Source organism: Veillonella sp. CAG:933 (genome assembly GCF_000431435.1).
GTDB lineage: Bacteria > Bacillota > Negativicutes > Veillonellales > Veillonellaceae > Veillonella_A.
Genome location: NZ_HF986217.1, coordinates 43374 through 54291, shown reverse-complemented (window position 1 = coordinate 54291; position 10918 = coordinate 43374). Strand labels below are relative to the sequence as shown.

Here is a 10918-nt window from a genome sequence, read left to right as displayed (position 1 = left end):
GCTTGGCTGATGGCACAACCGGAACCGGTATAAGCTGCATCTTTTACGATACCATCTTCTACATCGACCTGCAACGTCAAGTCATCACCACAACTTGGATTATGACCATGTTCAGATACGGTAAATGTATCCAATAAGCGCTTATTACGTTTATCCTGATTATGTTCTAAAATTAACTCAGTATATAACTGATCCATCTCCATACTAAGGAACTCCTTCTATGTTTACTGTAACCTGTGTTTAATCTTCAAAGCCCATGGTAGGTCTTACTTTTTTAACAGCGTCCAAGAAAATATCAAGGTCTTCTTTACGAGTGTAGACGTACATGCTCATACGGTTCGAGGCCGGTACTTTGTAGTACGCGCCAAGAGGTTGAGCACAATGATGGCCGGAACGAATGCAGACGCCATAACTGTCTAAAATCGTAGCCACATCATGAGGATGTACATCATCAATAGTAAAAGCAATAACGCCATGCTTTTCTTGCGGATCTTCGGATCCTAATACATGAACATGCGGAATCGCCACAAGTTTAGGCAATACATAGGCTACCAACTCTTTTTCATAGGCGTTGATATTGTCCATACCAAACTGTTCCAAGTATTCGATGGCTGCCTTCAATGTTACGGCACCATGTGCATTCGGCGTGCCGGCTTCAAATTTGTATGGTACTTCATTGTAAGTAGTGCTCTGTTCTTGCACATACTCAATCATGTCACCACCCAATAAGAATGGTGGCATTGCTTCTAATAAATGACGTTTACCGTACATGACACCGATACCTTGGGACGCACACATTTTATGACCGGAGAAAACGAAGAAATCGCAATCCAAGGCCTGTACATCAATCTTTTTATGAGGTGCCGATTGAGCCCCGTCAAGAACGACTACGGCGCCTACATCATGAGCCCGTTTAGTCAATTCTGCTACCGGGAACTCCATACCGAGTACGTTGCTTACATGAGCAAAGGCTACAATCTTAGTATGGCTGTCAATTTTATCCATTTCACCATCTTTAAGATGACCGCTTTCATCAAGATACATATATTCCAAAGTAGCGCCCGTAGTTTCGGCTACACGTTGCCAGGTCACCAAGTTGGCATGGTGTTCGGCAACGGTAATTACGATTTTGTCGCCTTTCTTTACATTATGCATACCATAGCTGAAAGCAATTAAATTGAGACTTTCCGTAGTATTACGTGTCAATACGATTTCTTCACGGTATTTGGCATTAATAAATCGCTGCACCGTGTCACGAGCTGTTTCATATGCTTCTGATGCTTCCACAGCCAATATGTGAGCTCCGCGATGCGGATTACCGTTATGATTCTTTAAATGAGTTTCCAATGCATTAATTACATATTCCGGAACCTGAGTCGTAGCGCCACTGTCTAAATACACCAAGCGATGACCCTTATGTTCCCTTTGCAATATAGGAAAATCTTTATAAGCTTCTGCAATCGACTTCATAATACACCCTCTTATTCTTCAATTAAATTTTGGCCCGTACGGCTTGCAATACAATCTCTTCTAATTCTTCATCATTAAGTCGATCAATAACAGGTCGCAACATGGATTCTACAATAATATGTTTAGCTTCATCTTCGCTGAAACCACGACTCATCAAGTAGAATAATTTAGTTTTATCGAGCTGACCGGCGCTGGCCGCATGGTTACCTACTACATTGTCTTCTTTACAGAGCAATAACGGTAAGGATACGGATTTAACAGTCGGATCAAGTAATACACAAGTATCTTCTTCCGCACCTTCGGAAGCAATACTGCCGCGAATGAAATCCAAGGTACCGCGGAATGATTTTTTTGCATTATCGCCCAACGCACCGAGCACATGAATATCGCTGACGGATTTAGGTGCTACATGGGACATAAGCATGGAAATATCGAATTTCTGGTTATTGTCGCCCAAGTAAGCTAAATCATGAACAATGTGAGCTTCTTCACCTACAAGATCTTGCGTATAGTGCAAGAAGCTTTCGCCGCTGCCCAATTCTACGTTCAAGTATTCTACTTTGCTGTTCGCCGCTAATTGACTGTAACGATGTTCAATCTGCTGTACCCCTTCACTGAGAAGCTGTACTTTTTTGAAAACTACGTTAGCATTTTCAGCTGCTTTTACTTCGGTTAAAAGGTTTAAACCACCGGTTTCGGCTTCCCCTTTAACTACATATAATACTTCTAAAGAAGCATCTTTAGCCACGTCGATAGCCAAACGAGTTCTGTCGCCTACGCTTTTACCTTCGGCATCAATCGTGATAATTACTTTTTCTTTACCGCCGGCCGGCACTGTAATAGCCATGCCTTTAGTAAAATCATCGGTAACCGCTTTTAAAGAAGTGGCTTCCGCTCCTTCAAAATCAGCTTTTAACAAGGCTTTAGCAGTAAGCTCGGTTACAACCCCTTCATTGGCGCTGACCGTAACTGCTGCAGCTGTATCGCCACCGGCAACCGTACCTTCAGTATGATTTACTTGTAACCACCGGAAAGTAGGTCTTGGGAGCTCATTAAATAATACATTACTCATCTGTACCTCCTAACCGATAGAGCCTTCAAGCTCTAAGGAAATCAAATTATTCATTTCTACGGCATATTCCAACGGTAATTCTTTGGAAATCGGTTCAACGAAACCACGTACCAACATGGCGCGTGCTTCTTCTTCACTGATACCGCGAGTCATCAAGTAGAAAATAGCTTCGTCGGAAATACGACCGATTTTAGCTTCATGACCCAAGTCCACATTGTCGTTTTCGATAGAAATGGAAGGAATTGTATCAGACTGAGAAATTTCATCCAACATCAAAGATTCACAAGAAACGGTTGCTTTCGCGTGTTCTGCTTTTTTACCGATGTTCAATACACCGCGGTAAATAGCAGCGCCGCCGCTCTTGGAGATAGATTTGGAGTTAATATTGGAGGTAGTATGAGGTGCTACATGCACAACTTTAGCACCGGTATCCAAGTACTGACCTTCACCGGCAAAAGTTACACCGGTAAATTCACAATGAGCGCCTTCACCGGCCAAAATACTCATTGGATATAAGCAGGATACCTTGGAACCGAAGGATCCGGATACCCATTCAATGGTGCCGTTTTTGCCAACGGTACAACGTTTTGTATTCAAGTTGTACATGTTTTTAGACCAGTTTTCAATGGTGGAATAACGAAGTGTCGCATTATCTTTAACAAATAATTCAACACAACCGGCATGTAAGTTGGCTACATTGTATTTAGGTGCGGAGCAACCTTCAATAAAGTGTGCTTTAGCCCCTTCTTCAATGATAATCAAAGTGTGTTCGAACTGACCGGCGCCCGGTGCGTTCAAACGGAAATAGGACTGAAGCGGAATATCTACTTGTACACCCTTCGGTACATATACGAAGGAACCGCCGGACCATACAGCGCCGTGCAACGCAGCAAATTTATGGTCGGTTGGTGGCACCAAGGTCATAAAGTATTGTTTAACAATGTCTTCGTATTCATGAAGCGCTGTTTCAATATCAGTATAAATTACGCCTTGTTTTACAAGATCTTCCTGAATGCTGTGATATACAACTTCGGAGTCATACTGAGCACCTACACCGGCGAGGGACGTTTTTTCCGCTTCCGGAATCCCCAAACGGTCAAATGTGCTCTTAATATCTTCCGGAACTTCGTTCCAGTCACCTTTCATGTCAACTTTCGGTTTAACATAGGTAACAATATTAGCCATATCAAGACCGCTAATATCCGGAATCCAGTTTGGAATATCCAATTCATTATAAATGCGCAAAGATTTCAAACGGAAATCAAGCATCCATTCAGGTTCGTTTTTATTTTCCCATATTTCGCGGATAATATCTTCCGTTAAGCCGGCATCAGATTTATAAGAATATTCGAATTCATTCTTTATATCGTAGACGCCACGGTCCATGTCCTCCACATATGTTTTCTTTCTAGTTTCCATGAGTGCCTCCTAAACTAACGCTTTGTAAGCATCATAGCCTTTGCTTTCGATTTCAGCCACTAACGATGCGTCGCCTGTTTTTACAATACGGCCATCAATTAATACGTGTACGAAATCAGGTTTTAATTTCTGTAAAATGGAGTTGTGGTGAGTAATGATAAGTACAGCATTATCTTTCGTATGGAAACGATCTACACCGTCGGATACGATACGAACGGCGTCAACGTCAAGACCGGAGTCAGTTTCATCGAGCATAGCCAATTTAGGGTTCAATACGGACATTTGTAAAATTTCGTTCTTCTTGCGTTCGCCGCCACTGAAACCTTCGTTTACATAACGCTGTGCATAGGATGCGTCAAAAGATAATTCATCCATTTTAGTTTTCAATTCTTTTTTGAAAGCCAAAGCACGTACGTTTTCACCGGTTACAGTTGCTTTTGCGGTACGAATGAAATTTTCTACCGTAATCCCCGGAATGGCAATCGGGTTCTGGAAGGACATAAAAATACCGGCTTTAGCACGATCGTTAACGGCTTCGTCGGTAATGTCTTCACCGTCAAAGGTAATAGTCCCTTCGGTTACTTCATATACAGGGTTACCCATGATAGCATTGGCCAATGTGGATTTACCGGCACCGTTAGTACCCATTACTACATGAATTTCACCTTTATTAATTGTTAAGTCGATACCTTTTAGGATTTCTTTGCCCTCTACGGACACGTGTAGATTTTCTACGCGAAGTAATTCTGACACTGTACAGTCACTCCTTTTATAAATTAATTATATAGTTAAGTCATAAATAGCTTAATTGCTAAATGTTATAAAAAAAGCGGTATCCCACCAAAGTGAAACACCGCCTTATCAGCAAAATTATTCTACCACTTCGGTAAACAGCAATTCTTACAACATCTATTCCTAATAAACATTATACAATCTAACTGTTTACTGCGCAAGTTAATTTCTACTAAAATACTATGAATTTGTTTATAATTATTGAATATTTTAAATATTATGAAAAAATATGACTCTTATTAGATTTTTTAACATTTGAAAAATCAGACTCACACTGTTTCAATACTAATTAATTATATCACAGTTTACAGTAAAAAGATAGAAATTTTACTATAAATCACTGAAATCCAATGTTGCAAATAAATCATCTAAGGTTTCGGCTCGACGGATTTGGGTTACGCTGCCGTCTTCATTAAGGAGTAATTCCGCGGAACGCAATTTACCGTTGTAGTTAAAGCCCATGGAATGACCGTGTGCACCGGCATCATGAATAACAATGCGGTCACCCATATCAATCTTCGGCAATTTACGGTCAATGGCAAATTTGTCATTATTTTCACAAAGCGAACCGGTTACATCATATACATGATCAAGTGGCGCATTCTCCTTACCCACTACCGTAATATGGTGATAAGAACCATATAAAGCAGGACGCATCAAATTGGCCATACAAGCATCGAGACCGATGTAGTGCTTGTAAATATCTTTGCGATGAATCGCGGTGGCTACCAAGTAACCGTAAGGGCCGGTTACCATACGACCACATTCAAAGGCCAATGAAATCGGGCTGTGGCCGTTACCGATAATCATAGTTTCATAGGCTTCTTTGATACCGGCACTTAAGGCATCATAATCCACCGGCGTTTCTTCCGGACGATAGGCCACGCCGATACCGCCACCAAAATCGATGAAGTCAACTTCGATGCCCGTTTCTTTTTTCACACGAAGGGCTAAATCAAACATCAATTCAGCCGTGCCGATGAGTCCTGTAATATCAAGCTCATTGGACACAACCATGGTATGCAAGCCGAAACGGTTAACACCGCGAGTTTTACAGTAATTAATAGCTTCAATAATCTGATCGCCGGTCATACCGTATTTCGCTTCTTCCGGCAAGCCGATAATCGTATTACCGCCGTGTTTTAACGGCCCCGGGTTATAACGGAAGGCCAAACGGCTCGGCAATTCGCCGTGTTTTTCCAAATAGGCCACATGAGTAATGTCATCAAGATTGATAATGGCGCCCATTTCCATGGCTTTGGCATATTCTTCATATGGTGTGTCGTTGGATGAAAAAATGATATCGTCCCCCGTGATACCGACTTTTTCACACAAAATAAGTTCAGCCAAAGAGGAACAGTCTGCACCTACCCCTTCTTTTTGCAATAAGCGCATGATATAAGGATTTGGCGTTGCTTTAACGGCGAAGTATTCTTTAAAATCTTTCGCCCAGCTGAAAGCTTTAATAAACCGACGAATATTATCTACAATCCCTTTTGCATCGTAAATATGAAACGGCGTGGGATACTCCGCTATAATCTCTTCTAAACGCTCTGCCGACACGGGCAATGTTTTTTCATTCATCTATCTCTCTCCTCAATATTAATACCTGTCGAATAACTTCTATGTAAGATTATACTTAATTTCATAGCCTGTAGTCAATTCTATAGAAAAAAGGATATAAAAAAGATGGCAACCAAGATTTAACTTAGTCACCATCTTTAAAATTTAACTCTATTTGCTATTGCATATTAAGTATTTATTAGGTTTGGTAGATTTATTACATCATACCGCCCATGCCGCCCATTGGAGGCATAGCAGGTGCTACCGGAGCATTTTCTTCTACTTTATCAGCTACGATGCTTTCAGTAGTCAATACCAAGGAAGCGATGGAAGCTGCATTCTGAAGAGCGGAACGAGTTACTTTAGCTGGGTCAACGATACCGGCTTTAACCATATCAACATATTCTTCAGTCAAAGCGTTGAAACCAACACCAGCGTCAGTATTTTTAACGCGTTCAACAACTACGGAACCTTCTAAACCTGCGTTGTAAGCAATCTGACGAAGAGGTTCTTCAACAGCACGTTTTACAAGGTTAATACCGGTCTGAACATCGCCTTCTTCTTTCAACGTTTCAAGAGCAGGTAAGATATCGATAAGGGTAGTACCGCCACCGGCTACGATGCCTTCTTCAACAGCTGCACGAGTAGCGTTCAAAGCATCTTCGATGCGGAGTTTTTTGTCTTTCAATTCAACTTCGGTAGCAGCACCAACTTCGATAACAGCTACGCCGCCGGACAATTTAGCCAAACGTTCTTGAAGTTTTTCTTTATCGAATTCGGAAGTAGTTTCTTCCACTTGGTTTTTAATCTGAGCAACACGCTGTTTAATAGCTTCGTTGTCGCCGGCACCGTCGATAATAACAGTTTCGTCTTTGCTTACGCGTACTTGACGAGCTGTACCGAGGTCTTCCAATTCAACGCTGTCTAATTTGCGGCCCATATCTTCAGTAATTACGGTACCACCGGTTAAGATAGCGATATCTTCGAGCATTGCTTTACGACGGTCACCAAAACCAGGCGCTTTAACAGCAACGGCTTTGAAAGTACCACGCAATTTATTAACTACCAAAGTAGCCAATGCTTCACCATCAAGATCTTCAGCGATGATGAGTAATTCTTTACCTTGTTTTACCACTTTTTCAAGGGTTGGCAACATATCGGCAATAGCGCTGATTTTGCGGTCAGTGATCAAAATGTAAGGGTCGTTCATAACGGCTTCCATTTTGTCAGGGTCGGTTACCATGTAAGGAGAAATGTAACCGCGGTCAAATTGCATACCTTCTACTACGGAAAGGTCTGTCTGTAAGCCTTTGGACTCTTCAACAGTGATAACGCCGTCGTTACCAACTTTTTCCATAGCTTCAGCAATAAGACCACCGATTTCAGTGTCACCGGCAGATACGGAAGCTACTTGAGCAATATCTTCTTTACCGTTAACCTTAATAGATTTCTTTTTGATTTCTTCTACTAAAGTTTTAACAGCTAATTCAATGCCTTTTTTCAAAATCATTGGGTTAGCACCGGCTGCTACGTTACGCATACCTTCTTGAATCATAGCCTGAGCCAATACAGTAGCTGTTGTAGTACCGTCACCGGCTACGTCGTTAGTTTTGGTTGCTACTTCTTTAACGAGCTGAGCACCCATGTTTTCGAATGGATCGGATAATTCGATATCACGAGCAATGGTTACACCATCGTTAGTGATTGTAGGAGCACCGAATTTTTTATCTAATACTACGTTACGGCCTTTAGGTCCCAACGTAACTTTTACTGCATTTGCCAATGCGTCAACACCACGGCCTAAAGCGCGGCGAGCATCTTCATTAAAAAGAATTTCTTTTGCCATGTCTATTACCTCCTGATACTGCCTTGCGGCAGATCTCATTGAATATATAAATTAGAGAATCGTTGTTATTATAGATATATTATTTTTCTAAAATAGCTAAAATATCGCGTTCGCTAATTACGAGATGGTCAACACCATCAATTTTTACTTCTGTACCTGCATATTTGGAGAACATTACTTTATCACCAACTGCTACTTCAGGAGCAACACGCTGTCCGTTGTCATATACTTTGCCGGCACCTACAGCAATTACTTCACCTTCGGAAGGTTTTTCTTTAGCTGTATCCGGTAAAAAGATACCACTTTTTGTTTTTTCTTCTTTTTTAAGGACACGAATTATAACACGGTCGCCTAAAGGTTTTATCATTGTTAATCTCTCCTTTGTACTAATAGATTTAAATTAGTAGTTTTGATTATTTATTTTATTAGCACTCACTAACATCGAGTGCTAACTACAAGTATTATTATAGCCGAATTGAAAATAATTGCAAGTATTATTTTTGATTTTTTGACTTTTTACTAAAATTTTATCTTTTGTCGCATATATTATTTGACTTTTTAATAGAAAAAACGCCGTGCTATACACGACGTTTCTTGGCAGCTGCAATAATCTTTTCACAAGTTGCACTGATTGTTATTCGTTTATCCATGCTATAAGCTCGTAAACGCTCATAAGCGGCTTCCTCCGTTATTTTGTATAAATCTTGTAAGATGCCGGTGGCGCGAGCTATTAATTTACGTTCTTCTAAGCTTTGTTCAAGTCCCTCAATATCCGACTTTAACTGCATGTCTTCCTGAAAACGGTGAAATGCCATTTCTAAAGTAGGTCCCAGTTGATCTTCCCGAACCGGTTTGATTAAATAGCCATAAACACCGGATTCCCCCGCTTTTTTTACAAGATCCTGTTGGCTGTAGGCCGTTAAAAGAACTACGGGACCCCAATTATGATGGCGAATTTGCCGGGCTGCTTCAATGCCATCCAGTTCCGGCATTTTCACATCCATTAAAATTACATCGGGTTGCAATGTTTTAGCCTTTGCTAAGGCCTCCACACCGTTTTTACCTTCCCCCACTACTTCGTAACCGGCCGCTTCCAACTGGTCACGTAAATCCATGCGAATTAAAGATTCATCATCTACAATTAAAACCTTCATACGCGTTGCCTCTCTCTTAATCTCAAACTCTTTTTTCTATATAGGTAACTATTGTAAGCATCGATATCTGTTATAAACAGCTGATGCTATTGTAAGCGTAATGACTCATTCCGGAAATGTTATGGTCACAATCGTTCCTTGATGCGGTGCACTCTTTCGAGCCGCATCAGCTTGCATCTCATCCCGGTGCGCTCGATCTTCAATGGTCATGGTACCACCCAATTCGTTGGTCACTAAATTTTGAATAATTTGTAAGCCTAATCGTCTAGAAGCCTTTACATCAAAATCATCCGGCAAACCACAGCCATTATCCGTCACAGTAAGTGTAATAAGGCCCTTAGTCAGGTATCCCGCCACAACCATAGATCCGGAACTAATGGTTTCTTCTGTTTTTAAACAACCGAAACCGTGTTCAAAGCTATTGGATATTAACTCATTTAGAATTAAGGATACATAACCGGCACGCTGTGATGATAGTAATATGCTGTCACCTATATATTCGCATTGTACATTGTCTTCACTGCGAAAAAATGATCGTTTCAACAAGCGAATTAATTCCTCCGCAATCGTACGAAGTTCAATATAATCCTCTTCATAATGAGATATAACTTCATGGACAAGGGCCATACTTTCAATACGGCTGACGCCTTCTTGAAGTGCTTTTTTAACTTGGTCCGAGTCGGAACGACGAGCTTCCATGCGCAGTAAACCGGCTACGGTTTGCAGATTATTTTTGACGCGATGGTGAATCTCTTTAATAACGGAGTTTTTAACCATTAACTCCTGTTCCTTGCGACGCAAGGCTGTTTTATCTTTTAAAAACAAAAAGCTCCGTTTTGCTCGGGTGCCGGCATTAATCGGTAAGATAGTCTGCTCCACGATAATATCGCCGTAAATTTCTTCGGCCACAGCACCTCGATGATCACGGATTGCCTGTTTAACCCAACTCATCTTCAAGGAACCGCCATAAATTGATGTACCTACCAACCGCCTGTCGAAGCCCAATAAGTCTACCAAATGTGACGCCGCTTCATTGGCATAAAGAATGATGCCTGCTTCGTCAAAAATAATAATGCCGTCCTGATAGGACAATGGCGTATACAGTTCAGCTTGATTTTGCTGTGGCACAATCATTGCCATGTAGGTCGTCTCTGCCAATACATCGGAAGCCGCCATAAGCGGCTCTTCCGTATGAGGCTCTAAGCCGTTATGAAGCATAGCAATACCACCGATGCATTTACCGCCGTTATCCACAATGGGAAAGGCCAATAAGCGTGCCAATTGCCCGTGTTTTCGTTCCATAAAGCCTTTAACCGAACGGCCCGTATGCAATAAATCTTGCCAAAGACCGACTTCATAAGGTTTCAATAAACGGATATCCGGCATAATCTCAGCCTGTGGCCAATCTTTGATATGGCCAAAAACAAGAATCTGCTCGTCCTTAGCCATAGTAAATACACAAACGTCCTGTTGCGGTAGTGAGGCGGCAAATGGCAGTAAGCGAACTACATTACGCATTAAACGCTGCTGCGGTTCGGATAAATCCGTATGCAGTTTTAATGTATCCCGCACTTCACTGTCCTGTAATTTCATAACCATAAG

At 41.4% G+C, this 10918-nt stretch carries 10 protein-coding genes; all 10 read right to left on the bottom strand.

Annotated elements, in window-relative coordinates; genetic code table 11:
- Window positions 1-203, bottom strand: a 203-nt coding sequence (locus tag QZL64_RS09815; RefSeq protein ID WP_296309527.1) for an iron-sulfur cluster assembly scaffold protein, incomplete at its 3' end; no start/stop codon positions are given.
- A gap of 37 nt (window positions 204-240) precedes the next feature.
- Window positions 241-1470, bottom strand: coding sequence for a SufS family cysteine desulfurase (locus QZL64_RS09810; protein WP_021841820.1), 1230 nt, complete (start codon window positions 1468-1470; stop codon window positions 241-243).
- 22 nt (window positions 1471-1492) lie between these two features.
- Window positions 1493-2542, bottom strand: coding sequence for a SufB/SufD family protein (locus QZL64_RS09805; RefSeq protein WP_021841819.1), 1050 nt, complete (start codon window positions 2540-2542; stop codon window positions 1493-1495).
- A 9-nt stretch (window positions 2543-2551) separates the two neighbouring features.
- On the bottom strand, window positions 2552-3961 hold the full coding sequence (sufB, locus tag QZL64_RS09800; protein ID WP_021841818.1) for a Fe-S cluster assembly protein SufB: 1410 nt from the start codon (window positions 3959-3961) through the stop codon (window positions 2552-2554).
- Window positions 3962-3970: 9 nt separating this feature from the next.
- Window positions 3971-4714, bottom strand: coding sequence for a Fe-S cluster assembly ATPase SufC (gene sufC, locus QZL64_RS09795; protein ID WP_006556777.1), 744 nt, complete (start codon window positions 4712-4714; stop codon window positions 3971-3973).
- A 369-nt stretch (window positions 4715-5083) separates the two neighbouring features.
- Complete coding sequence (locus tag QZL64_RS09790; RefSeq protein ID WP_021841817.1) at window positions 5084-6337, bottom strand: diaminopimelate decarboxylase family protein; 1254 nt, start codon at window positions 6335-6337, stop codon at window positions 5084-5086.
- 196 nt (window positions 6338-6533) lie between these two features.
- On the bottom strand, window positions 6534-8162 hold the full coding sequence (gene groL / locus QZL64_RS09785) for a chaperonin GroEL (protein ID WP_021841816.1): 1629 nt from the start codon (window positions 8160-8162) through the stop codon (window positions 6534-6536).
- A gap of 79 nt (window positions 8163-8241) precedes the next feature.
- Window positions 8242-8529, bottom strand: a complete 288-nt coding sequence (gene groES / locus QZL64_RS09780) for a co-chaperone GroES (protein ID WP_021841815.1) — start codon at window positions 8527-8529, stop codon at window positions 8242-8244.
- Window positions 8530-8740: 211 nt separating this feature from the next.
- Complete coding sequence (locus QZL64_RS09775) at window positions 8741-9316, bottom strand: ANTAR domain-containing response regulator (RefSeq protein ID WP_021841814.1); 576 nt, start codon at window positions 9314-9316, stop codon at window positions 8741-8743.
- Window positions 9317-9421: 105 nt separating this feature from the next.
- Window positions 9422-10915 (bottom strand): sensor histidine kinase, encoded by a 1494-nt coding sequence (locus tag QZL64_RS09770; RefSeq protein WP_021841813.1) that lies wholly within the window; start codon window positions 10913-10915, stop codon window positions 9422-9424.
- Between the last annotated feature and the right edge of the window lie 3 nt (window positions 10916-10918).

Coding starts and splice junctions, on each gene's coding strand:
- groES (WP_021841815.1), bottom strand. CDS start 8,529: ATGATAAAACCTTTAGGCGACCGTGTTATAATTCGTGTCCTTAAAAAA.
- QZL64_RS09790 (WP_021841817.1), bottom strand. CDS start 6,337: ATGAATGAAAAAACATTGCCCGTGTCGGCAGAGCGTTTAGAAGAGATT.
- sufB (WP_021841818.1), bottom strand. CDS start 3,961: ATGGAAACTAGAAAGAAAACATATGTGGAGGACATGGACCGTGGCGTC.
- QZL64_RS09805 (WP_021841819.1), bottom strand. CDS start 2,542: ATGAGTAATGTATTATTTAATGAGCTCCCAAGACCTACTTTCCGGTGG.
- QZL64_RS09810 (WP_021841820.1), bottom strand. CDS start 1,470: ATGAAGTCGATTGCAGAAGCTTATAAAGATTTTCCTATATTGCAAAGG.
- QZL64_RS09775 (WP_021841814.1), bottom strand. CDS start 9,316: ATGAAGGTTTTAATTGTAGATGATGAATCTTTAATTCGCATGGATTTA.
- groL (WP_021841816.1), bottom strand. CDS start 8,162: ATGGCAAAAGAAATTCTTTTTAATGAAGATGCTCGCCGCGCTTTAGGC.
- QZL64_RS09770 (WP_021841813.1), bottom strand. CDS start 10,915: ATGGTTATGAAATTACAGGACAGTGAAGTGCGGGATACATTAAAACTG.